The sequence below is a fragment of the Olleya sp. Hel_I_94 genome (assembly GCF_007827365.1).
In the GTDB taxonomy this organism is placed as follows: Bacteria; Bacteroidota; Bacteroidia; order Flavobacteriales; family Flavobacteriaceae; genus Olleya.
The window spans coordinates 2,501-27,970 of record NZ_VISI01000001.1; the positions used below are offsets into that span (position 1 = coordinate 2,501).

Annotated in this window: 20 protein-coding genes, 2 tRNA genes and 2 rRNA genes (1 of these 24 running past the window's edge); 8 read left to right on the top strand and 16 right to left on the bottom strand. The window is 32.5% G+C overall.

Going from position 1 to position 25,470, the window contains the following annotated elements:
- The 4 genes from JM82_RS00005 to JM82_RS00020 all read right to left on the bottom strand — a co-directional run.
- Window positions 1-359, bottom strand: a 23S ribosomal RNA gene (locus JM82_RS00005) (it extends 2,458 nt beyond the left edge of the window).
- Between the two features lie 145 nt (window positions 360-504).
- Window positions 505-578: transfer RNA gene (locus JM82_RS00010), tRNA-Ala, on the bottom strand.
- Window positions 579-660: 82 nt separating this feature from the next.
- Window positions 661-734, bottom strand: a tRNA-Ile gene (locus JM82_RS00015).
- A gap of 82 nt (window positions 735-816) precedes the next feature.
- Window positions 817-2,334: ribosomal RNA gene (locus tag JM82_RS00020) — 16S ribosomal RNA — on the bottom strand.
- Together the 16S and 23S rRNA genes with 2 tRNA genes alongside form the textbook arrangement of a ribosomal RNA operon.
- 754 nt (window positions 2,335-3,088) lie before the next feature.
- Here JM82_RS00020 and thrS point away from each other — a divergent pair.
- From thrS to JM82_RS00045, 5 genes are all read left to right on the top strand, one after another.
- Window positions 3,089-5,023 (top strand): threonine--tRNA ligase, encoded by a 1,935-nt coding sequence (gene thrS, locus JM82_RS00025; RefSeq protein WP_145000012.1) that lies wholly within the window; start codon window positions 3,089-3,091, stop codon window positions 5,021-5,023.
- Window positions 5,024-5,093: 70 nt separating this feature from the next.
- Window positions 5,094-5,603, top strand: a complete 510-nt coding sequence (gene infC / locus JM82_RS00030) for a translation initiation factor IF-3 (protein WP_261375276.1) — start codon at window positions 5,094-5,096, stop codon at window positions 5,601-5,603.
- Between the two features lie 61 nt (window positions 5,604-5,664).
- Window positions 5,665-5,862: a 50S ribosomal protein L35 gene (gene rpmI, locus JM82_RS00035; RefSeq protein ID WP_090839495.1), complete on the top strand. Its 198-nt coding sequence runs from the start codon at window positions 5,665-5,667 to the stop codon at window positions 5,860-5,862.
- Window positions 5,863-5,961: 99 nt separating this feature from the next.
- Window positions 5,962-6,306 carry a 50S ribosomal protein L20 gene (gene rplT, locus JM82_RS00040; RefSeq protein ID WP_028282920.1) on the top strand — a complete coding sequence of 115 codons (345 nt, stop codon included), beginning with the start codon at window positions 5,962-5,964 and terminating at the stop codon, window positions 6,304-6,306.
- A gap of 163 nt (window positions 6,307-6,469) precedes the next feature.
- Window positions 6,470-7,276 (top strand): HAD family hydrolase, encoded by an 807-nt coding sequence (locus JM82_RS00045; protein WP_145000014.1) that lies wholly within the window; start codon window positions 6,470-6,472, stop codon window positions 7,274-7,276.
- Here JM82_RS00045 and JM82_RS00050 read toward each other — a convergent pair.
- The 12 genes from JM82_RS00050 to tgt form a co-directional block, all read right to left on the bottom strand.
- Window positions 7,269-8,351, bottom strand: coding sequence for an adenylate/guanylate cyclase domain-containing protein (locus tag JM82_RS00050; RefSeq protein ID WP_145000016.1), 1,083 nt, complete (start codon window positions 8,349-8,351; stop codon window positions 7,269-7,271). The genes JM82_RS00045 and JM82_RS00050 overlap by 8 nt on opposite strands.
- Before the next feature lie 13 nt (window positions 8,352-8,364).
- Entirely contained in the window at window positions 8,365-8,634 is a 270-nt protein-coding gene (locus JM82_RS00055; RefSeq protein ID WP_145000018.1) for an EF-hand domain-containing protein, read from the bottom strand.
- A 174-nt stretch (window positions 8,635-8,808) separates the two neighbouring features.
- Complete coding sequence (locus tag JM82_RS00060; RefSeq protein WP_145000020.1) at window positions 8,809-11,787, bottom strand: leucine-rich repeat protein; 2,979 nt, start codon at window positions 11,785-11,787, stop codon at window positions 8,809-8,811.
- A gap of 101 nt (window positions 11,788-11,888) precedes the next feature.
- Window positions 11,889-12,557 (bottom strand): LytR/AlgR family response regulator transcription factor, encoded by a 669-nt coding sequence (locus tag JM82_RS00065; RefSeq protein WP_145000022.1) that lies wholly within the window; start codon window positions 12,555-12,557, stop codon window positions 11,889-11,891.
- Entirely contained in the window at window positions 12,550-14,250 is a 1,701-nt protein-coding gene (locus JM82_RS00070) for a sensor histidine kinase (RefSeq protein WP_186439158.1), read from the bottom strand. Before JM82_RS00070 ends, JM82_RS00065 begins: the two co-directional genes overlap by 8 nt.
- A 1-nt stretch (window position 14,251) precedes the next feature.
- Window positions 14,252-15,436 carry an asparagine synthetase B gene (locus JM82_RS00075; protein ID WP_145001080.1) on the bottom strand — a complete coding sequence of 395 codons (1,185 nt, stop codon included), beginning with the start codon at window positions 15,434-15,436 and terminating at the stop codon, window positions 14,252-14,254.
- Window positions 15,437-15,580: 144 nt separating this feature from the next.
- Complete coding sequence (locus tag JM82_RS00080; RefSeq protein WP_145000026.1) at window positions 15,581-16,615, bottom strand: AI-2E family transporter; 1,035 nt, start codon at window positions 16,613-16,615, stop codon at window positions 15,581-15,583.
- An 18-nt stretch (window positions 16,616-16,633) separates the two neighbouring features.
- Window positions 16,634-18,169: a replicative DNA helicase gene (gene dnaB, locus JM82_RS00085; protein WP_145000028.1), complete on the bottom strand. Its 1,536-nt coding sequence runs from the start codon at window positions 18,167-18,169 to the stop codon at window positions 16,634-16,636.
- Between the two features lie 254 nt (window positions 18,170-18,423).
- Window positions 18,424-19,377 carry an acetyl-CoA carboxylase carboxyltransferase subunit alpha gene (locus tag JM82_RS00090; RefSeq protein WP_145000030.1) on the bottom strand — a complete coding sequence of 318 codons (954 nt, stop codon included), beginning with the start codon at window positions 19,375-19,377 and terminating at the stop codon, window positions 18,424-18,426.
- Window positions 19,378-19,486: 109 nt separating this feature from the next.
- A complete protein-coding gene (locus JM82_RS00095; RefSeq protein ID WP_145000032.1) occupies window positions 19,487-20,395 on the bottom strand; it encodes a DMT family transporter in 909 nt (302 codons plus the stop codon).
- On the bottom strand, window positions 20,382-21,455 hold the full coding sequence (locus JM82_RS00100) for an LptF/LptG family permease (RefSeq protein WP_145000034.1): 1,074 nt from the start codon (window positions 21,453-21,455) through the stop codon (window positions 20,382-20,384). The genes JM82_RS00095 and JM82_RS00100 overlap by 14 nt, the downstream gene beginning before the upstream one ends.
- Window positions 21,456-22,586 (bottom strand): tRNA guanosine(34) transglycosylase Tgt, encoded by a 1,131-nt coding sequence (gene tgt / locus JM82_RS00105; RefSeq protein WP_145000036.1) that lies wholly within the window; start codon window positions 22,584-22,586, stop codon window positions 21,456-21,458.
- Between the two features lie 211 nt (window positions 22,587-22,797).
- On the opposite strand from tgt, the gene JM82_RS00110 reads away from it, so the two are divergent.
- From JM82_RS00110 to JM82_RS00120, 3 genes are all read left to right on the top strand, one after another.
- A complete protein-coding gene (locus JM82_RS00110; protein WP_145000038.1) occupies window positions 22,798-23,643 on the top strand; it encodes a transketolase in 846 nt (281 codons plus the stop codon).
- Between the two features lie 20 nt (window positions 23,644-23,663).
- Window positions 23,664-24,617: a transketolase family protein gene (locus JM82_RS00115; RefSeq protein WP_145000041.1), complete on the top strand. Its 954-nt coding sequence runs from the start codon at window positions 23,664-23,666 to the stop codon at window positions 24,615-24,617.
- Between the two features lie 142 nt (window positions 24,618-24,759).
- A complete protein-coding gene (locus JM82_RS00120) occupies window positions 24,760-25,401 on the top strand; it encodes an outer membrane beta-barrel protein (RefSeq protein ID WP_145000042.1) in 642 nt (213 codons plus the stop codon).
- Window positions 25,402-25,470 lie beyond the last annotated feature (69 nt).

Genomic DNA, 25,470 nt, shown 5'->3' on the forward strand with positions numbered 1-25,470 from the left:
ACGGGACTATCACCCTCTTTGGTTAGTCTTTCCAAACTATTCTAATTCATTACAGCTCAAATATTGTAGTCCTACAACCCCAGCATTGCCTTAACAATACTGGTTTGGGCTAATCCGCGTTCGCTCGCCACTACTAACGGAATCACTTTTGTTTTCTTCTCCTCCGGGTACTTAGATGTTTCAGTTCTCCGGGTTTACTTCCTTTCGGATAACATATCTTCAATATGCTGGGTTGCCCCATTCGGATATCTACGGATCAATTTGTATGTGCCAATCCCCGCAGCTTTTCGCAGCTTATCACGTCCTTCATCGCCTCTGAGAGCCTAGGCATTCCCCATACGCTCTTATTTAGCTTATTGTACTATTTGCTTTTTAATGAGTTCTATGCAGTATTATACTACGATTAGTATAATACCACATTAATTTTAATGAGAAAAATCTCACTAAATTTTCATGTATCTTTTTTCAATATGTCAAAGAACTTTTTCAGTTAAAACTGAATAGTGGAGAATATCGGAGTCGAACCGATGACCTCCTGCGTGCAAGGCAGGCGCTCTAGCCAGCTGAGCTAATCCCCCATATAGGAATCCCGAATGTTCTATTCAGAATTACTTATTTAGAATTGACAACTTCTAGAATTTCCTTTTATCATAGTATTAGTAGTCTCAGGCAGACTCGAACTGCCGACCTCTACATTATCAGTGTAGCGCTCTAACCAGCTGAGCTATGAGACTCTACTATAATAGATTATAAATCAACAGCAGGAGAATAAACTTTTTGTTTACATAAAAAAACACAATAATTGTCTTTCTCTAGAAAGGAGGTGTTCCAGCCGCACCTTCCGGTACGGCTACCTTGTTACGACTTAGCCCTAGTTACCGATTTTACCCTAGGCCGCTCCTTACGGCGACGGACTTCAGGCACTCCCAGCTTCCATGGCTTGACGGGCGGTGTGTACAAGGCCCGGGAACGTATTCACCGCATCATGGCTGATATGCGATTACTAGCGATTCCAGCTTCACGGAGTCGAGTTGCAGACTCCGATCCGAACTGTGATAGGGTTTATAGATTCGCTCCTGGTCACCCAGTGGCTGCTCTCTGTCCCTACCATTGTAGCACGTGTGTAGCCCAGGACGTAAGGGCCGTGATGATTTGACGTCATCCCCACCTTCCTCACAGTTTGCACTGGCAGTCTTGTTAGAGTTCCCGACATGACTCGCTGGCAACTAACAACAGGGGTTGCGCTCGTTATAGGACTTAACCTGACACCTCACGGCACGAGCTGACGACAACCATGCAGCACCTTGTAAATTGTCCGAAGAAAAGTCTATTTCTAAACCTGTCAATTTACATTTAAGCCCTGGTAAGGTTCCTCGCGTATCATCGAATTAAACCACATGCTCCACCGCTTGTGCGGGCCCCCGTCAATTCCTTTGAGTTTCATTCTTGCGAACGTACTCCCCAGGTGGGTCACTTATCACTTTCGCTTAGCCACTCAAACCGAAGTTCGAACAGCTAGTGACCATCGTTTACGGCGTGGACTACCAGGGTATCTAATCCTGTTCGCTCCCCACGCTTTCGTCCATCAGTGTCAGTATATTATTAGTAATCTGCCTTCGCAATTGGTATTCTATGTAATATCTATGCATTTCACCGCTACACTACATATTCTAACTACTTCATAATAACTCAAGACAACCAGTATCAAAGGCAATTCTACAGTTGAGCTGCAGGATTTCACCTCTGACTTAATTATCCACCTACGGACCCTTTAAACCCAATGATTCCGGATAACGCTTGGATCCTCCGTATTACCGCGGCTGCTGGCACGGAGTTAGCCGATCCTTATTCTTACAGTACCGTCAAGCTCTCACACGTGAGAGTGTTTCTTCCTGTATAAAAGCAGTTTACAACCCATAGGGCAGTCTTCCTGCACGCGGCATGGCTGGATCAGAGTTGCCTCCATTGTCCAATATTCCTCACTGCTGCCTCCCGTAGGAGTCTGGTCCGTGTCTCAGTACCAGTGTGGGGGATCCCCCTCTCAGGGCCCCTACCTATCGTTGCCATGGTGTGCCGTTACCACACCATCTAGCTAATAGGACGCATAGTCATCTCTTACCGTAACCTTTAATGTCATCTTGATGCCAAGTTAACATACTATAAGATATTAATCCAAATTTCTCTGGGCTATCCCTTAGTAAGAGGTAGATTCTATACGCGTTACGCACCCGTTCGCCGGTCGTCAGCGGAGCAAGCTCCCTGCTACCCCTCGACTTGCATGTGTTAAGCCTGCCGCTAGCGTTCATCCTGAGCCAGGATCAAACTCTTCATCGTTAAATTTTAAGTCTTACGACTATGTTTTAACAATTAATAATGTTTTCAGTACTCAAAATGGTTTATTCTCGTTTGTTTAAATTAATCGTTTCCAATTAATTCTTACGCTGTCAATTCAATATGTTTATGAACTTTTTTCTCTGTCTCTTAAGATGTTATTTCCTTAAGCGGGTGCAAATATAATTCGCTTTTTTAAATCCCACAAGCTTTATTTAAAAAAAAAGTTTTTTCTTTTTTAAACTTCACTTTCAATATATCTTAGAACGTTTTCCTCTACTCTCAGTAACATCAGTTACGTCGTTTTCGGGGTGCAAATATACAAGCCTTTTTCTTTCCCACAACCCTTTTTTTAATCTTTTTTTAATTTTATTTTAATACAAACCTTTAATGCCTTATTGCTAACAGGTTATGAAATATTTTTATTTGAATTGGTTGTGATTTAAACTAATTACGGTGGTTTTAATAGACACTATGTTACTTTTACTAGTATAAATTAGTTTGAGATGCTTGCGTTAAGGATTGAACGGTCTGCTTGAGCTCTTTTTTGTTTCCTATTATATATTGGCTATTATATTGCGTATTACAAATAGACATTATGTATATGTATAATACTTATGTAAAAAAAAGCGAGTAGTGAAAGCCTGACCCTTTGGGTAACGCCATTATTTTATTGTGTGAATTTATTTAGTATTAGTTAAGAGTTGTATTGCCAATTACTAATATCCTATTATATTTGCGGTCTAATATTATATTGATGATAAAAATTACTTTACCGGACGGTAGTGTAAAATCTTTTGAAAAAGATTCTACACCTATGGATGTTGCTAAGAGTATTAGCGAGGGATTGGCAAGAAATGTTATTTCGGCAAGCTTTAATGGAACAACCGTTGAAACATCTACGAAATTAACAACAGATGGATCTTTGGTACTTTACACTTGGACTAACGATGAAGGAAAGAAAGCATTTTGGCATAGTTCTGCCCACGTATTAGCTCAGGCGATTGAGGAGTTATATCCTAATAGTAAATTAACTATTGGTCCTGCTATTGATAATGGTTTTTATTATGATGTTGATTTTGGTAATGAGACCATTACTGATAAAGATTTTAAAAACATTGAAACTAAAATGTTAGAGATTGCAAGAGGCAAACATGAGTTTGCTATGCGATCTGTTACTAAAGCCGATGCTTTATCTTTATATAAAGACAATGAATATAAGACTGAATTAATTGAAAATCTTGAGGATGGGACTATTACTTTTTGTGACCATTCTACTTTTACTGATTTGTGTCGTGGTGGACATATCCCGAACACAGGGATTATTAAAGCTGTAAAAATATTATCTGTTGCAGGTGCTTATTGGAGAGGTGATGAAAACAAACCACAATTAACACGTGTTTACGGAACATCTTTTCCAAAACAAAAAGAATTAACTGAATACTTAGCTTTATTAGAAGAAGCTAAAAAACGTGACCATAGAAAGTTAGGTAAAGAACTTGAGCTTTTTACTTTTTCTCAAAAAGTTGGAGCAGGTTTACCTTTATGGTTACCAAAAGGTGCTGCTTTACGTGAGCGTTTAGAAGATTTTTTAAAGGCTGCTCAGAAAAAAGCAGGTTATGAAATGGTTGTTACACCACATATAGGACAAAAGGAGCTTTATGTTACTTCTGGACATTATGCTAAGTATGGTGAAGATAGCTTCCAGCCAATTACTACGCCAAAAGAAGGTGAGGAATTTTTACTAAAACCAATGAACTGCCCACATCACTGTGAAATATATAACAGTATGCAATGGTCTTACAAAGATTTACCAAAGCGTTTTGCTGAATTTGGTACTGTTTATAGATATGAACAAAGTGGCGAATTACATGGTTTAACAAGAGTTAGAGGTTTTACGCAGGATGATGCCCATATTTTTTGTACTCCAGATCAATTAGATCAAGAGTTTAAAAATGTTATTGATTTAGTGTTGTATGTATTTGGATCTTTAGGATTTGAAAACTTTACTGCACAAGTATCATTGCGTGACCCAGAAAAGCCAGAAAAATATATTGGAAGTTTAGAAAACTGGGAAAAAGCAGAACAAGCTATTATAAATGCTGCGAAAGATAAAAATTTAAATTATGTTATAGAAACTGGCGAAGCTGCATTTTACGGACCTAAATTAGACTTTATGGTTAAGGATGCTTTAGGTAGACAATGGCAATTAGGAACTATTCAGGTTGATTATAATTTACCAGAACGTTTTGAATTATCTTATAAAGGTAGTGATAATGAAACACACAGACCTGTAATGATACACCGTGCGCCTTTTGGGAGTATGGAACGTTTTATAGCAATTTTACTGGAACATACAGGAGGAAATTTCCCGCTTTGGTTAATGCCAAATCAAGTTTCTATATTAACTCTTAGTGAGAAATACGAGAAATACGGTGAAAAAGTTTTAACTTTGCTAGAAAATCACGAAATTCGCGCACTTGTAGATAACAGAAGCGAGACCATTGGTAAGAAAATTAGAGAGGCTGAAATGAGTAAAACGCCTTATATGATTATCATTGGGGAACAAGAGGAAGCAGAAAACAAGATATCTGTAAGACAACATGGTGGTGAAGATTTAGGCACGATTAGTGTAGATACCTTTGCAGAAATTGTTAAAACAGAGATAAATAAAACAAAAAGACAATTTTAAAATTAAGTTTAACTAAAATATATAAGTCATAGCAATACGTAGAAAAAGATCAAGAGGTCCGGCAAGAATCATTAAGGAAGATCAGCACAACATTAACGGTAAGATTAGAGCAGAAAAAGTGCGTCTAGTTGGAGAAAATGTTGAAGTAGGAATTTATACCACTAAAGAAGCAAGAGAATTTGCAAGAGAGCAAGAACTTGACTTGGTGGAGATTTCGCCTAAAGCAGATCCGCCTGTATGTAAAATAATGGATTACAAGAAGTTTCTTTATGAACAGAAGAAGCGGGAAAAAGCATTAAAATCCAAGGCTACAAAAGTTGTTATCAAAGAAATTCGATTTGGTCCTCAAACAGATGACCATGATTACGAATTTAAAAAGAAACACGCCGAGAAATTCTTAAAAGAAGGTGCAAAGCTAAAAGCTTTTGTTTTCTTTAAAGGGAGATCAATTGTGTTTAAAGAGCAAGGACAAATATTATTATTACGATTAGCTCAAGATTTGGAAGAATTTGGAAAAGTAGAGCAAATGCCAAGACTTGAAGGAAAGCGTATGACCATGTTTATTGCTCCTAAAAAGTAAATAGTATCCTTTATTAAGGACCACAATATTATAAGCGAAATAATTAAAACTAGGAAACAAAATGCCTAAAATGAAAACAAAATCTAGTGCTAAAAAGCGTTTCAAGCTTACTGGTACTGGTAAAATTAAAAGAAAGCACGCTTTTAAAAGTCACATCTTAACAAAGAAGTCTAAAAAACGTAAGCTTAAGTTAACTCATGACGGTTTAGTACATAAAGCGGATGAGAACAATATTAAAGTAATGATGCGTTTAAAGTAACATTACCTTAATTGGTTACAAATTATTTATAAACCCTGGAGTTAGGCCTTTACAAAGTGTTAATTAATTAACCGCCTACTACAAAAAACAATTTAAATTATGCCTAGATCAGTAAATTCTGTTGCCAAAAGAGCCAGAAGAAAAAAGGTGCTTAAACAAGCAAAAGGTTACTTTGGACGTCGTAAAAACGTTTGGACAGTAGCAAAAAACGCGGTTGATAAAGCTATGCAATATGCATACAGAGACCGTAGAAACAAAAAGAGAACTTTCCGTGCATTATGGATCACGCGTATTAACGCTGGAGCAAGATTACATGGAATGTCTTACTCACAATTTATGGGTAAAGTAAAAGCTAATAATATCGAATTAAACCGTAAGGTTTTAGCTGATTTAGCAATGAACAATCCAGATGCTTTTGAAGCAATTGTGAATAAAGTAAAATAAAGGGCATTTTGCCATTTGTATAACAATACTTCGCTTATAAAATAGAAAATCCGATTCTTAATTGAATCGGATTTTTTTATGCCATTTAATTATAACTTAACTATAATAATTGTTTTATAACAAACTTATCCACTAGCTTTACATTTTAAATATTGAATTGCACATGTCTTTAAGCCAAATTAAATTAATAGTTTCCGATTTAGATGGAACTTTATTAAACGCTAATCATCAAGTAAGTGATGAGTTTTTTGAATTATTTAAAATCTTAAAAGAAAAAAACATATTGTTTGTAGCTGCTAGCGGAAGACCTTATTATAGCATGCTTGAAAAATTAAAAGTTATTAAAGATGATATTATTATAGTATCAGAAAATGGTGGACTAGCAATAAAACAAGATCATTTACTAATTTCAAATACTTTTAAAAAAAACAGCTTAACTACAATTTCTAAATTAGTAGTTGGATTACAGGATACTCATCCTGTATTTTGCACAAAAAATAAAGCTTACGTAATAAGTAAATCTAAAAAATTGTTAGCACTTTTAAGTGAGTATTACTCAAATTACGACATTATTGATGATGTGTCTGAAATTACAGAAGACGTTTATAAAATAGCATTATATCATGAAGAAAGCTCTGAAAAGCACATCTACCCTTCCGTTAAACATTTGGAACAAAATTTTAAAGTAAAGGTATCTGCCAATCACTGGGTTGATATTTCAGAAAATATAGCTAATAAAGGCTATGCCATTAAACATATTCAAAAGCTATATAATATTAATGAATCTGAAACTATGGTTTTTGGAGATTATAATAATGATATAGAGATGCTAAAGTTAGGACACTATAGTTACGCTATGGATAATGCACATCCAAATGTAAAAACCATTGCTAACTATTTAACTAAATCAAATAATGAAAAAGGGGTAGAAATTGTAATCAAGCAGTTAATTGATAGTTTGATTAATTAAGTTTATTAATTGAAAATAACTTAAGTGTGCTTTCTTTACCTTTTAAAGTAATGTCACCCATTGATTTTAGCTTGTATTTATGTAATTTAAGTTTTTGAAGTAATGATTCGGATATAAGAAGCGTTTCATCATACTTATTACACTCTCCTTGTATTCTTGCAGATGTATTTATAACATCTCCATGGTAAGCAATTTCTTTTTTAATAGTCCCAACTTCTGTCACTATTAATGTTCCTCCATGCAATCCAGCTTTAAATTTAGGTATTATACCAAACTGTTTGAGGTATATTTTTTCTTTTTTAACTAACTTATCTTGAAATTTATAAAATAATTCGACACAATTATTTTGTTTTAAACCTTTCTCAAAAGTCCAACTAATCACAGCCTCATCACCAACATATTGATAAATATTTGCATCAAAATTATTTATTATCGAGTTAAGATCATAAAAGCATTGTTGAATCAATTGACTGTATTTATAGTGGCCTAATTGCTCTGCAATTGTGGTAGAAGATTGAAGATCTAGAAACATAAAAATACGACGTTCTTCTCTTGGTCTTTTATATTTTCCAATTAACTGATTAAATAAAACGCCATGACCAAAGTTTTCTATCGCAATTTTTAAAAAAGAAAATATTAATGAGCATATATTAAAATACACAACTATTAGCCAAAACACTTTATTTTCCATCCACCAACCAGGTTCATTTGGAAGGTTTCTGTCTATTTGAACTTCTATTAAACCAACCACAAAATTTGTTGAAAGTATTAATAAAAGTAAATAAACAATTGTTTTAAGTAATATTAGTAAACCAGTAGAAAATTTGTACAGCAATAATTTATCAGAAATAAACTCGATTATCCCATAAAAAAAGCCAACAAGCACACCTATTAAAATGCTAAATTGTAACCATTGTGTTATTGGTATTACTTGGTCGTAGTTAGTTACAAATGCCTTTCCTCCTTCCGTACCTATTTCAAAATAACGGATAGTAATAAATAAGCAAAACGATAATACCCAAAAAAGTATTGTAATGATTTGTAATTTGAGGAATTGTAGTATTGATTGTTTCAAAAAAAGACAGAATTTAAAGTGCTATTTCGTCAATTGCAGTTTTAAATTCTGACCAACTTATAAGTTGATCTCCATCTAAATCATAACCTTCTATTAATTTTGAAGCGACTATACCTCTAATAAACCCACTAATTTCTGCTTCTTGCAAAAGGTTTTTAATTTCTGATTTTGATAATTTTTTATCACCATCTTCATCAAAAAAATCAAATGCATTTTTTGGAGATTCGAAGTGGTTGGTGATTAATGTTTCAATTTTTTTTAAGATTTGATCTTTTGTTGACATTTTAAGACTGTTTTAGATTAACTGTAATGTAGTAAAAATAATATTCTTATATAATATTGTTTAGTTAAACAACACTAAAATTTAATAATTTGATATTAGTATCCGCTAGTTATATAGCAAAAAAAAGCAGTGTTGTAAATTACAACACTGCTTCTCGAACTGTACTAAACTTCCTTAGTGTTTAATAACTCGATTAATAGCTTCTTTTTGATCGATCTTCGTCTTTATAATATATATCCCATTTTGATAACTGGTTAAATCTAATAGGAATGCATCACCTCTGTTTTTTGAGTTTAAAAGTAATCTTCCGTTTAAGTCGTAAACAGATATTTCAAAATCTTGAACTTTTGATAACGAGATTTTAACGTTATCTGTTGTTGGATTTGGGAATACTTTTACTTCATTAATTAATACAGTAGACACTGATAGGGTTTCATCTGTTACAGTAACTTCATTTGAAATAACATTGCAACTAGCAGTACCATTCATTACAACTCTAAATTGTAAACCAACGATAAAAGAAAGATTATCTCCTGAAATTGTTAACGTATTAGTTGTAGAACCAGAAACATCCGGATTAGTTAATGAATCGTCTAAAGGCATCCATGAACCACCTTCACCATCTTCAAGAAACACTTCCCATTGGTAAGATGTGACATTTGATGCTGAAACAGTAAAAACAACAGCAGTATCTGTTTCTGTAATAGTTTGATCCTGAGGTTGCATTGTAACTATAGGTGCTGCTCCAATAGGAGAGCCAGCTAACCAATTACTAGTATTACCTGTTAAACTAAAGTTTATCAAATTACCATTATATGCATTTGCTGTCGCATCTATTAAAGTTGTTACTGATGTATTATCTGTAGCATCTGTTCCTTGATTAAACTGATAATATGCTAGTAAATTAGCTTCGTCACCTTGCAATTGACAATTACCTGTAGTATTAACATCGTCAATAGATAAGGCTGTATTCCAAATTCTAACTTCATCTATTTCTCCTTCAAAATAAACTCCTGGAGTTAAATTACTTGCTCCTAGAACTATATATCCAAAATTTTGGTTAGAAAAACTAGTATCTGTTCCTATTAATGTACCATCCACATAAAGACTTCTTTCTGAAAACGTAACAATCTCTGTAACATGATGCCAATTATTATCATTAAATGTGGCTGTTGATGTGATATAATTTTCTGTATTGTTATAAACATAAGACACTAAGTTTCCGTTTTGTAAATAAATGGTTTTATTAAAACCTCCAGAGTTAGGCATTCCTGTATCAGAAAAGTTAAAAATTGTACTGTTAGCGCTTGTAGTTTTAAACCAAAACTCATGAGTATAGTTAAAGTTTTGAGTAGTAAATGTTCCTATGTTTATATTAACATAGTCGTCAATACCATCAAAATTTAAGTGCGTTGCTGGCTCTATTACATTTACTACTAATTCAGTTCTTTCACTTTCACATCCATTTGCATTAGCACTTGTTACCCAATATGATGTTGACCCAGAAGTCATTGTGCTTGGTGTAGGCGCAATTGCTGATCCAACTCCTCCTGTTTCTGCTGTATACCATAATAATTCTGATCCATTGGCTCCTAAAGTTGCAGTTAATGGCGTTGCACTATCATTTTGTGTATAATTTACTGGACTACTAACACTTGCTTCAGAAGGAACAATTGATCCACTTTCAACAAGAGATCCTGCTAACCAATTAGAGGTGTTTCCTGTTAAAGCAAAATTAGTTAACGACCCATTATTAGCATTGATAGTAGCATCATTTAAGGTTGTGAAAGCTGCATTTTCATTAGCATCAAGACCTTCATTAAAATTATAATAAGCAATAAGACCTGTTTCATCACCTTGTAACTCGCAATTTTTGCTACCATTAATTTGTTCTTCTGTTCTTACGACATTCCAAATACGAACTTCATCAATAGATCCATTAAATAAGTTACTTGCATCATTATAAGAACCTATATGAATATCATTACCATTAATTGGTGCTGGAACATTATTATTTGAATCTATCAAAATTCCGTCTTTATATAATTTTAAAGTTTGAGTAGCGTAATCATAACTCACCACTACATGATACCAAGTATTTACTGATAATACATTTGAATCTTCGACAGCATTCCAGAAACCATTATGACCAGCAGATAACACTCCATTAGGTACCCAAAAAGCATTTTGTCCAGAACTATCTGAGCCTGAAATTATATTACTTGTCTGATTAATTGCATCTATAGAAATCCATGCCTCTTTTGTGTATGACTCTGTTAATATATTACCACAATCAATAAAATCATCTACTCCATCAAAATTTAAATGTGTAGCTGCTTGTGGTTGACCTATAGTACCAAAGTTTTGCCAAACTGGCTCTGATTGATAAAGTGCCTCAGTGCCAACAGGAACATAAAGGGTTGCGCTACCAATATTTACATTTTGAAAAACATTAGCATTAATAGCTAGTGGTGTTGACCAATCAACAGTAACTGTATTTAAATTAGAACAGTCTTGAAATACAGTATTAGAAATACTTGTAACTGAACTAGGAATCGTTACCGAAGTTAAACTTGAACAATTTCTTATAGCATCTTGACCAATACTTGTTACTGAATTAGGAATATCTAACGACGTTAAACTAGTACAACCTGCAAATACATTAACTGACAAACTAGTTAACGAATTAGAAATTGTTAAAGAAGTTAAACCTGAACAACCTGCAAATCCTCCAATGCCTATAGTAGTAACTGAATCTGGTATTACCATAGAAGTTAAACTAGAACATGCGTTAAATGCAAGTTGCCCAATACTTGTAACTGAATTAGGTATAACTACAGACGTTAGGTTGGTACAGTATCGAAATGCTCCATTACTTATAAACGTTACAGTATTAGGAATTTCTATTGAAGTTAACGTTGTACTGTTTTCAAATGCACTATCTAAAATAGCAATTACAGTATAGTCAACACTTGCATTATTAACGGTTGGAGGTACTACTAATGCACCTTCAAAACTTGCAGATGACACCACACCAACAGTGCTGTCAGCTGCTGAAATGACATAATAATTAACGCCTCCTTCTTGAAAGGTTTGGGCTGAAACCATACCAATAAATAGTACAGCAAAAAAAGTAAAATAAAATTGTTTCATAAATAATAGGTTAGTTAGATTTTTAAGAATCGCAAAACTAACTTTTCCTCTATGAAATACCAATAACACGGGTTGAAACGCGTCACTTTGTATGTAAAATGCTATTTAAATTGTTTGGCATACGTCCTTGATAAAGGAATATCTAAACCATTAATAACTACTGTGTTTGATGTTACTTTCTCTATCTTATTTTTATTTACTAAATAAGAACGATGCGTTTGTTTAAAACTATCTGTAGGAAGTTTATCCATTACACCCATCAATGATTGTCTAATAGTAAATCTTTTAGTAAGCGTATAAATATTTACATAATTACCTTCTGCAACAAAATATCTAATGTCCGAAAAGTTTAAATTAACAATATCGTACCCATCTTTAAATTGAAAGATTTGCGATTGCTTTTTATAAAACGCTAAATTTATTGAAGCTAATAGATCTAATCGTTTTATAGGTTTGGTTAAGTAAGCGTCTGGATTGGATTTTAATGCTTCATTCATTAAAACTAAGTCGTTTTGACCTGTGATAAAAATAATGGTCGCATTATTATTTTTAACTTTGGCTAACTCAATACCCTCATTTTTCCCTTGTAAATTAATATCCATTAAAATAATATCAGGTAAAAAAGCAGTCATTTTATTTAAAGCTGTTTCTTTATTATTGGCAATAACTACGTTTGTAAATTGCTCTTCAAGTAATAACTCCTCTATGTAATCTGCTATAATAATCTCGTCCTCTACGATTAGGATTTTGGTGTCCAGTAATTTATTCATTATTTATTTTTTTAGACATCGAAAAATTAAAACCATTATCTGAATTTATATTATAATCCATTTCTAATTGACGACAAATTTTATCTACCAGTTTAGGTTTTATTGACTTATTAGCCAAGCTTATACCATTATCACTATATATAAATAATAGCAACCCATTATTAACCCTTAATGTAAAATCTATCACCTTATAATCTTGTTCCTTAAAGGCATGTTTGATAGAGTTAATTAATAACTCAGTTAGTAATAATCCAAAATACATTGCTTGATCTGTTGCTATTTCTAAAGAATTGACATCAAAGTTAGTAGTAATATCATTTTCTTTAAACACATCAAAAAAACTAGTTTTTACATCTTTTAAGTAATTAGCAATATCTATAGTTTGTTTGTCTTCGTTTTTATATAAATGTTTATGTAAAGTGGAAATAGCTTCCACCTTTATTAAAATATTTTTTAGTTGAATTTTTTCTGTCTCCGAGGCTTTTTTAAGTTGATTAGTAATAAGTATAACTACTAATTGTAAGTTATTATTAATCCTGTGGTTTGCTTCACTTAATAAAAATTCGTTTTCTGAAGACAGTTTTTGTAATTGCTTATTGCTTTTTTTTGAGCGTTTAAGAAAATAAGCTATTAGGACTGCAACTGCAATTGAAAACATAAACAATACTAGTGCAATATATAAGTTTACCTTATTAGAGGCTAATGCTTTTTTTTGATTTATAATTTCCAAATTATTAATCTTAATCTGACTCTCTTTATCTGCCAGCTTGTATTGTGTTTCTAGATTAAATAATAATTCTTCTTTTTTTATTTCATCATATTTGGTTGTTAACTCTAATCTTTGTTTTAAATACTCGTATGCTTTTTCTATATTATTTAGTCTAAAATATAAATTTTGAATATTTTGATTAAAGATAATCTCATTGTATAAAAACTTATTTTTTTTAGAAAAATCTGCAGCATAAAGTGACGCTTTTAATGCTTTTTCTAATTGATTGCTTCGTGCCAATACCATTACATAACTAATGTAAGCATCTGCTTCTTGCTGCTTCATATTATTGCTTTTAGCAAAAGCTATAATTTCATCCAAATATTTTAGAGAAGTTTTATAATCCTTTTTACGCTCATAAACCCCAGAAATTTCTAATAATGAATAAAAAACAGCATCATTATCGTTTGTTTTTTTTGCAAGTACTAAGGATTTATTTGAATAATAAAGTGTGGAATCATTCAACTGGTAATGCTCTGTAAAAAGTGCGGCTTTACGATTGTAATACTTGGATAAATATAAATCATTTATAGGCGTATTTTTTAATATAACTAACGCCTTATCTAACTCTTTTACTGCATCAAGATGCATAGCTCTTTTTCTAAAAAACTCTGCTTTTTTTACATAGTACAAAAACTCTAATTGCTTGTCTTTAATTTTGCTTATCGTAATAAAAGACTTGCTGTAGTTTTCATTAGCATTAGTATAATCTAATTTTAATTTATAAGCATCTGCCAATCCAAAAAGTAAGTGTACCTGTTGTTTTTGACTGCTTGGGCTAAGCAAGTGCTTTTTGTAGTAAATTATGGCTGTATCTAATTTATTTTGATCAATTAAATTTTGACCATAAATTAGAACACTATCTGTTTGAGTAAAAGAAATTTGGAAAAAAAAGATAGAAATACATAGAAATAAATATTTCATATTACGTTTTCTGCTTTTTCTTTTTAGCAGCAGGAAATAAGACATTATTTAAAATAAGTCTATAACCAGGTGATGTTGGATGCAAGGATAATTCGGTTTTTGGATCGCCAACTTGGTGCGTATAATCTTCTGGATCATGTCCACCGTAAAAAGTAAAAAAGCCTTTTCCTTTTATACCATGGATGTATTTAGCTTCACCATTTGTTTTGTTTTCTCCCATTATTAAAACATTGGACTTAATTTGGTCTCTGGTAAAAGAAGTTGTTTGTCCCATAAAACCTTTTACTAAAGCTGTATGATTTTGACAAAGCATAGTTGGTATTGGATCCCATTTTGCCGAAAAATCCATTAAAGAAAAGTAATCTGTTTCCTTTGGTATATTGCGTTTCATGGTCATATCAATGCTAGAAAACTCATACACTAAAGGACTACGCTCTAGAGTATAATCTTTAAAAGCAAATGTTTTATCAAAATCAATTTTTGCTTGATAGTTACCATCACTAGCGTCTCCATCAAACATAGGTTCGCAAATATCAATTCCATCTGCAGACAAGGCGATATCAAAACTTTCTGTTGCGCTACACATGGCAAACATAAAGCCACCACCAACTACATAATCTCTTATTTTTAATGAAACGTCACGTTTCTCTTCAGATACTTTGGTATAACCTAATTTAGTAGCTAATGCTTCTGCGTCTTTTTTTTCTTGAATATACCATGCTGCTTGGCGATATCTACCATAAAATTTCCCAAATTGTCCTGTAAAATCCTCATGGTGAAGATGCAACCAATCGTACAACAGTAATTCGTCCTTTAATACTTCTTCATCGTAGATCGTTTCGTAAGGTATTTCGGCATAACTTAATACCATAGTTACTGCATCATCCCAAGGTAATTTACCTTGAGGTGTGTACACAGCAATTTTAGGTGCTTTTTCCAAAACCACAGCTTCCATATTTTTACTTGGACTTGCTATTTCTTTTAAAATTTGCTCTGTCTTTGTATCAGAAATAATTTCGAAACTAACACCTCTAATTTTACACTCACGCTGGATTGACTCGCTATCAGGTAATAAAAAAGAACCACCTCTATAATTAAGTAACCACTTAACTTTAACGTCTTTTTCTAAACTCCAATACGTAATTCCGTAAGCTTTTAAATGATTTTTTTGGGTATCAGCATCCATTGGTATTAAGATATAGGATGCAAACCCTTTAGAAACAAACAGAAATAAGAATAGAAATACTGTAAATTTATTCATTTAAAAATACTTTTTTATAACTTGAAAGATACTTAAAAAAGCAACTGTTATAAAAGGATTAATAGTAAATTAACTGGTAGAGCCTGAGAGTAATTCTGAAATAATTTTTGTTCGAGGAAATTGTTCGAAAATAATTTTAAGAAATACTGTAATTGGAATAGCCATAATTAAACCAGGAATACCCCAAATGTAACCCCAAAACATTAACATCACTAAAACAGCAATAACATTAATAGAAAAGGATTTACCCATAAATATAGGCTCTAAAATACTACCATATAATACTTGTGTTCCTGTTATTGAAATTATAAAAAATAATAATTTACTAGATGTTTCTAACTCGACAAATGCAAAAATAGATAGCAAAATTACTGTAATAAACGAACCTACCATTTGAACAAAATTAATTAAGAACGCAAATAAACCCCAAAATATAGGGAAACTTACATCAAAAAAGTAACATGCCACACCTGTAAAAACACCAGTTAAAAAGCTTACTAAAAACTTAACTTTAATAAATTTAATCAAGTCTTTTTCTATTTTCATAAACGTTTTAATGGACGTGTGCTTTTTTCTTAAAATGGTCCTATTAATTAATTTTTCAACATTAATGGACTCTGCTAACCATAAGACCACAAAAAACGTCGTCATTAATAAAGCTGTCAAAAATTTACTAATAAAACTAATTGTTGGTGATAAATTATCTAACAAGGCTTCTTTATTAACTAACCTAGTTAAAGACCTGCTACCTTCTACTTTTTCTACACCAAAAAAAGCTTCGACATTATCAACTAGTGTATTGATTTTTGTTTCTGCTTTAGCAAAAAATTGAGAATCTGATGCTAAAATTTCTCTACTTGATAGCTTTACTAATTCTACTCCAAGCTTTACACCTAAAGCTATAACTAGTAATACAATAAAAACACTGACCGCTTTAGGCAATTTGCGTTTACGTAAAAAACGCATTAATGGTAAAAACAACAATGCTATAAACATTGAAAAAACCAGAGGTACAAATATAAATGACAGTACTTTTAATAAGTAAAATATTATAGGTATTACAATTATTAAAAGTAGGTAGTTAGTTGTTTTTATTTTATCCATTTAAATAGTTACTTATTATTAAAAAGGCACGTCGTTATCATCCTCTTCTGGTGCACCAAAAGCATCATTAGCTGACGGGAAATTGTCTGGAGCAAATGTATTATCATTTGCAGCAGCATTCATTTTACTATGAAATTCTTGACCAAATGGTGTGTCAAAATCATCCAAATTATCAAACTTACCTAAATGACCGATAAATTTAAGTCTAATACTTTCCAAACCACCATTACGGTGTTTTGCTACAATAAACTCACCTTGACCTTCTGTTGGAGAGCGTTCTTCATCATCCCACTCGTCAATTTTATAATATTCTGGTCTGTAAATAAAACTTACAATATCGGCATCTTGCTCAATCGCACCAGATTCACGTAAATCGGATAGTAAAGGACGTTTACTTCCTCCACGAGTTTCTACAGCACGCGATAATTGAGACAGTGCAATTACAGGCAAACTTAACTCTTTAGCCAATGCTTTTAAGTTACGGGAAATAGTCGATATTTCTTGTTCACGGTTACCTCCAGATCCTGCAGCTGTCATCAACTGTAAATAATCAATCATGATCATTCTAATACCATGCTGAGAAGCTAAACGTCTAGCTTTTGCACGTAAATCAAAAATAGAAAGCGAAGGTGTATCATCAATAAATAGTGGTGCTTTTTCTAACGCTTTTACTTTTACGTTAAGCTGCTCCCACTCGTGTTTTTCAAGTTTACCAGTTCTTAATTTTTCTGAAGACAATCCTGTCTCACTAGAAATTAAACGAGTAATTAACTGTACAGATGCCATCTCTAAAGAGAAAAAAGCAACTGGAATATTTGAGTTTACTGCAACGTTTCTAGCCATTGTTAAAGTAAAGGCTGTTTTACCCATACCTGGACGTGCTGCAATAATAATTAAATCACTTTCTTGCCAACCAGAGGTTAACTTATCTAGTTTATTAAAACCAGATGGCACACCACTCATCCCCTCTTTTTTGGAGATTTCTTCAATTTTTTTCTTAGCTTGAATTACTAAGTCTTGTGCAGTTTCACTGGATTTTTTAATGTTTCCTTGTGTGACTTCGTATAACCTAGATTCTGCTTTATCTAAAAGGTCAAATACATCTTGAGTTTCGTCGTAAGCTTCTTCAATTATTTCAGAAGAAATTTTAATTAAACTTCTTTGGATAAACTTTTGCAGAATTATACGAGCATGAAACTCGATATGGGCAGAAGAGGATACTTTTTGTGTTAAAGAAATTAAATAAAAATCTCCTCCTGCTAAATCTAATTTTGAATTTGTTTTTAATTGTGTCGAAACTGTTAATAAGTCAATTGGTTGACTTTCTTGAAACAACATAAATATGGCTTCAAAAATGTGTTGATGTGCTTCTTTATAAAAGGCATCAGCACTTAAAATGTCAATCACTTCATCAACCCCTTTCTTGTCAATCATCATTGCACCAAGTACTACTTCTTCAAGATCCAACGCTTGTGGTGGAATCTTACCTTTTTCAAGGTTTATAATAGTGCTCCTGTCAACTTGATAGCCTTTTATTTGATTGGGTTGCTTCATTTATTGAATATAGTTTTGAGTTATAACTCCGTAATTTATTGATTAAATATTTAAAAAAACCAGATGAAAATTCACCTAATTCTTGACTTAGCGAAAGTAAATAAATTGTTAAGAAATATTAGGATACAAAGTTACTCAATCTTAACAGATCGTCAACATTTATACTGTTAATAAGTCTGTTTTTTTGTTAATAAGCATAAAAAAAACCTGAAGCATTACACTTCAGATTTTGTTAGCAAATGGTTTTATAAGGTCTACCCTTTAAAAACACCCATATCACAATATTTTTCTATACGCTTATTTACTAAATCTTTTGGTGATAAGTTTTTAAACTCGTCGTATGCACCAAGAATAGCTTCTGTTACAGATTTAAAAGTTGTTTCTCTATCAGAATGTGCACCTCCTAAAGGTTCTTTAATGATATCATCTACAATCTTCATTTTTTTCATGTCTGTAGCTGTTAATTTTAAAGCTTCAGCAGCTAATTCTTTATATTCCCAGCTTCTCCATAAAATTGAAGAACAAGATTCTGGAGATATAACAGAATACCATGTGTTTTCTAACATCATAATCTTATCTCCTACACCAATACCTAAAGCTCCACCAGAAGCACCTTCACCTATTACTATTGTAATAATTGGCACTTTTAAACGTGTCATCTCTAAAATATTTCTAGCAATAGCCTCACCTTGTCCACGCTCTTCAGCTTCTAAACCAGGATAAGCACCAGGCGTATCTAATAATGTTACTACTGGTATTCCAAATTTTTCAGCAGACTTCATTAATCTTAAAGCCTTACGGTAGCCTTCTGGATTAGCCATACCAAAATTACGGTATTGTCTAGTTTTTGTATTAAACCCTTTTTGTTGACCAATAAACATAAAGCTTTGGTCACCTATTTTACCTAGTCCACCAATCATGGCTTTATCATCTTTAAAGTTTCTGTCTCCATGTAACTCTAAAAACGACTCTCCACATATAGCTTTAATATAATCTAAAGTATAAGGTCTATCAGGATGACGTGACATTTGTACTCTTTGCCAAGGCGTCAGGTTTTTATATATATCTTTTTTGGTAGCAATAAGCTTTTTCTCGATTTGCTTGCAAGTTTGTGTCACATCTACATCACTCTCTTCTCCAATAACTTGACACTTTCCTAATTGCTCTTCCAGTTCTTTAATTGGTAATTCAAATTCTAAATATTCCATAGGGAACGATAGTTTTGTTTATATGTTAGCATGCAAAATTACATTTTTTTTACTTCAAATTTTAAGATTATGATTAAAATGCGCACATTTTAACGTTAAAATTTGATAATCAATTAGTTTGTGGGCTTTTATTCTTTCTGATTTTTTTTAAATTTTTAAGGACTCCATTAAGTAATACAACCCCTAAAATTATAAATGCACCAATGTAAAATGAAGGTGACATAGTCTCAGATTCTGGAAATAGCATCAATGCCAAAATGATTCCATAAATAGGCTCTAAATTATAAGTTAACACTACTGTATAAGGACTAATATAGCGCATGACATAAACAGAGGCTATAAATGCATAGGCTGTGCAAACGGATGCTAACACAAACAACCATAAACCGTCTGATAGCGATATATTAAAATGATTTAAATTAAAACCATCTCCAAAAAGCAAGATGTAAAGTGAAATAAAAAAAACTCCACTTAAAAACTCGTAAAATGAAATCTTGGTTGCAGAATGCTCCTCTAAAAACTTTCCGTTTAGGACTGCAAATAATGAGGATAAAAATGCAGAAATAATTCCTAAAATCATTCCGTCAATATATTTAAACTCACTTTTTACAATTAAATACACACCTAAAATCACGATAAGACCAAAAACAATCTCATAAGCAATAATTTTACGTTTATAGATTATAGGTTCTATAAAGGATGCAAAAAAAGCACCTGTGGAGAACATTGCTAAAGCAATAGAAGCATTAGCTACTTGTATGGCTCCAAAAAAAGTAATCCAATGTAATGCTATTATTACTCCTGCAATTGATAATTTAATCAATGCTTTTTTGGTAATAGAAATATCGACTTTGGCAATTTTAATGTAAATAAACATTAAAACCGTAGCCATTAACATCCTATACCACACTAGACTAACAGCGTTGATTGTTATTAATTTACCGATAATAGCAGTAAATCCAGCTATAAAAACTAGGACATGTAAGTGAAGGTAATTTTTTAATTTATCGTTTTGCATTGCGTAACAAGAAAAAGGCTAAAACCCCAAAAATTATATTAGGAAACCACACTGCTAGCAATGGTGAAAAGTTAGACTGAGAGGCTAATGTACCAAATATCTTATCAAAAAAGACAAAAACCATGGCTATGCAAATCCCAAATGCTAAATTGACTCCCATTCCGCCTCGACGTTTTCTAGACGATACAGCTACTGCAATAATTGTAAGTATAAATACTGAAACTGGTAAGCTCCATTTTTGATATTTAGCTAACTTGTAACGACCTATATATTTAGAGCCTCGTTTTTCTTCTCTATCAATAAATCTAACTAGCTCATCGTACCTTAAGGTTTCAGCTATGTAACTTTCTGGTGTTAAATCTTCTAAATCAAATGAAAAGATTGTGTCTTTTTTTCGTTGAATATCCAACACATCATCATTATCTCCAATGGTTCTTTTAAAGTAATTACGGAGTATGTAAGCTGAATCCTGTTCGATATATCTTAGGTTAGATGCACTAATTTTATAGGTCATTTTACCTTCTTCAAAATGCTCTAAAGTAAAATTTACTCCTGTTTTATTTTTTGTATCAAAGCTTGTAACGTAAATAATATCGTTGTCATTAATCTGCTTTAATACATTGGTATTATTATTTTCTTTTTTACCTGAGAGGTATTTATATTTAAAATTATTAAACCCTTTACTAGCGTTAGGTGCTAGATATAATCCTAAGACAATGGATAATAAAGCAACAATTACGCCTCCAATTAAGTAAGGTCTTAAAAATCGTGTAAACGATACACCTGAGCTTAAAAACGCTACAACCTCTGTATTATTTGCTAATTTTGATGTAAACCAAATTACTGATAAGAATAAAAATAACGGAAAAAGTAGATGTGCAAAGTATATTGTAAAGTCTAACAAGTACTGCATGACTTCGCCGAAAGGCACATTGTTTTCTAGTATTTTACCAATTTTTTCTGCTAAATGCACTGTAATACCAATTGGTATAAACAACAGTAGCATGACCGCAAAAGTCATTAGATAACGTTTTAATATGTACCAGTCTAATATTTTCACTTATAGACGATTATTCATTTGTTTTACCATTTTATCTTTCCAAGTTCTAAAGTCTCCTGCTAAGATATGCTTTCTTGCTTCTCTAGTCAACCATAAATAAAAACCTAAGTTATGTATGGTTGCGATTTGCTTACCTAATAATTCATTTGTATTAAATAAGTGACGTAAGTATGCCTTACTATATTCCGTGTCTACGTAAGTAATACCCATCTCATCAATTGGCGAAAAATCGTCGCGCCATTTAAGGTTTTTAATATTTATGGATCCGAAGGCAGTAAATAACATTCCGTTTCTTGCATTTCGTGTTGGCATTACACAGTCAAACATATCTACACCTAATGCAATATTTTCTAGTATATTAATTGGTGTACCAACACCCATTAGATAACGTGGTTTATCCCATGGTAGTATATCTGTTACAACCTCTGTCATAGCATACATTTCTTCTGCTGGCTCACCTACTGACAAACCACCAATAGCGTTACCTTCTGCTCCAACACCTGCAATATACTCGGCTGATTGCTTACGTAAATCTTTATACGTACTACCTTGAACAATCGGAAAAAAAGATTGTGAGTAGTCGTACTTTAAAGGTGTTTTATCAAGATGTGTTAAACAACGCTCTAACCAACGATGCGTCATGTGCATGGATCGTCTAGCGTAGTTATATTCGCAAGGATAAGGTGTACACTCGTCAAATGCCATAATAATATCTGCTCCAATACTACGTTGGATTTCCATTACGTTTTCTGGCGTAAAAGTGTGGTAGCTACCATCAATATGAGACTTAAACTTAACACCTTCTTCTTTAATCTTGTTATTTCCTGATAAAGAGTAGACTTGATAACCTCCAGAATCCGTAAGTATATTACGATCCCAGTTCATAAATTTATGTAATCCACCAGCTTTTTCTAAAACATCTATTTGAGGTTTTAAATATAAGTGATAGGTATTACCTAAGATAATATCTGGATTAATATCGTTTTTTAATTCTCTTTGATGCACACCTTTTACAGTTCCAGCAGTACCAACAGGCATAAAAATTGGTGTTTCAATTACACCATGATCTGTAGTTATTACTCCTGCTCTAGCGTTACTTTGTGTGTCTTTTGCTTTTAAATCGAAAGTCATTATATCTCTTTAATCTTCAGCTAGCAAATATATGTAAGAAAAATGCAAAGGGTATTAAATACTTCCTAAAATTGAAAATTTTGTTAATACTTTTTTTAAAATGAATGAATTGTTAAGAAATCTAGCCATTTGGTTAATAAGTGTCCTCAATAATCTTGGTTGTGGGCTATTAAAATCCTAATTTTGGAACAAAATATTTAACCCATAAAACATGGCAAGCACACAACAATTAGAAGATTTAACCACACAGGTACGTAGAGACATTTTACGTATGGTACACAAAGTAAATTCTGGACATCCAGGAGGATCATTAGGTTGCGCAGAATTTTTAGTAGCACTTTATGATAACATCATGGATAGAAAAGAAGGTTTTGATATGGATGGCATTGGAGAAGATCTTTTCTTTTTATCAAATGGACATATTTCACCTGTATTTTATAGTGTACTTTCTAGAACGGGTTATTTTCCTGTAGAAGAATTAAACACCTTTAGATTAATTAACACAAGACTACAAGGTCACCCAACAACACATGAAAAACTGCCAGGTGTTAGGATTGCATCAGGATCTTTAGGTCAAGGTTTAAGTGTTGCTTTAGGTGCTGCCCAAGCAAAAAAATTAAATGGAGACAAACATTTAGTATATAGCTTACATGGAGATGGCGAAATGCAAGAAGGTCAAAACTGGGAAGCAATTATGTATGCATCTGCTAAAAAAGTAGATAACATTATTGCAACTATAGATCTAAATGGACAGCAAATTGATGGGTCAACAGATACTGTATTACCAATGGGAAGTTTTAGAGCTAAATTTGAAGCTTTTGGATGGACAGTTATAGACATTGAAGCTGGTAATAATATTGATGCTATTTTAAAAGGAATGGCAGAAGCAAAAAGTTTAACAGGTAAAGGAAAACCTGTTTGTGTATTACTAAAAACAATAATGGGTAATGGTGTAGATTTTATGATGCATACACATGCTTGGCATGGTAAAGCACCTAATGACGAGCAATTAGCTATTGGATTAGAGCAAAACCCTGAAACTTTAGGCGACTATTAATCAACTTGAATTAAGACAACATGAAAACATATACAAATACAGGAAGTAAAGATACAAGATCAGGTTTTGGAGACGGATTAACAGAGTTAGGAAGAACAAATCCTAATGTTGTAGCACTTTGCGCAGATTTAATTGGGTCTTTAAAAATGGATCAGTTTATTGAAGAAAACCCAGAACGTTTTTTTCAGATTGGAATTGCAGAAGCTAATATGATGGGTATTGCTGCAGGTTTGACTATTGGAGGAAAAATTCCTTTTACAGGTACATTTGCTAACTTTTCTACAGGTCGTGTTTATGATCAAATTAGACAAAGTATTGCATATTCTGACAAAAACGTTAAAATCTGTGCATCTCACGCAGGTTTAACTTTAGGAGAAGATGGTGCAACACACCAAATACTTGAAGATATTGGATTAATGAAAATGTTACCAGGTATGACTGTAATAAACACTTGTGATTACAATCAAACCAAAGCTGCTACTATTGCAATTGCAAGTCATGAAGGACCAGTTTACCTACGTTTTGGACGTCCAAAAGTAGCTAACTTTACTCCAGAAGATCAAACTTTTGAAATTGGTAAAGCTGTACAATTACAAACAGGTACTGATGTAACAATTGTTGCTACGGGACATTTAGTTTGGGAAGCTTTAGAAGCTGCAAAAACCTTAAATGATAAGGGTATTTCTGCCGAAGTAATAAACATACATACTATAAAGCCATTAGATGCTAATGCTATTATAGAGTCTGTTAAAAAAACTAAATGTGTTGTTACTGCTGAAGAGCATAACCACTTAGGAGGATTAGGAGAAAGTGTTGCACGTGTTTTATCACAACATCAACCTACACCACAAGAGTTTATTGCTACAAACGATACTTTTGGTGAGTCAGGGACACCAGCGCAATTAATGGAAAAGTACGGTCTAAATGCTGATGCTATTGTTAAAGCAGCAGAAAAAGTGATTACAAGAAAGTAAAAACACTATCTCATTACATAGTAAAGCGTTTAAAACCTTGTGTTTTAAACGCTTTTTTATTTTGTAAAACACTGTCTATTAAGCATTAAAATAATTTGGCATAATTATCGTTATAACTAGTGTTAATCAAAAAACGACAATTATGAACATTTTACAAAAATTTCAGAATGGCTTAGGTTATAATTCAGACTTAAGTAAAAAAGTAATTTTAACATCTATTGGAATACTTATATTTTCAGCTTTAGGTTATGCCCAAAATGGAAATGGATTTGGTTTGAAAGGTGGTGTAAATTACAATGGTAATGGAGATTACTTTGAGTCTATTTCTAACAGTTATCAAAATCCAGATAGAAGCGTTGGCTACCATGTTGGTGTTTTTGGAAAAATTGGCACCAAAATATACTTTAGACCAGAATTGGTTTATACTACTACAAAAAGCGATTATACTGCTGGCGAATTTGAATTACAAAAATTAGATGCTCCATTATTAATTGGCTTAAAAGTTTTAGGTCCTATACAAGTTTTTGCAGGTCCATCCTTACAATATATAATGGATAGCGAATTTGAAAATGCTACAATTAACACTATAGAAGATGACTTTTCTGTAGGATTAAATTTTGGAATAGGATTAAGCTTGGATAAGATTTGTATAGATTTAAGATACGAGAGAGGCTTTAATAATAACGAAGCGACTATTATTAATAATAATGTATCAGTATTAAATCCAAATAGATTAGATACGCGACCAGAACAACTAATACTTAGTATATCTGTTATGTTATAAATTTCAAACAATCATAAAATAAAAGAGCCACTTTATAAAGTGGCTCTTTTTTTATATAATATTTAATTT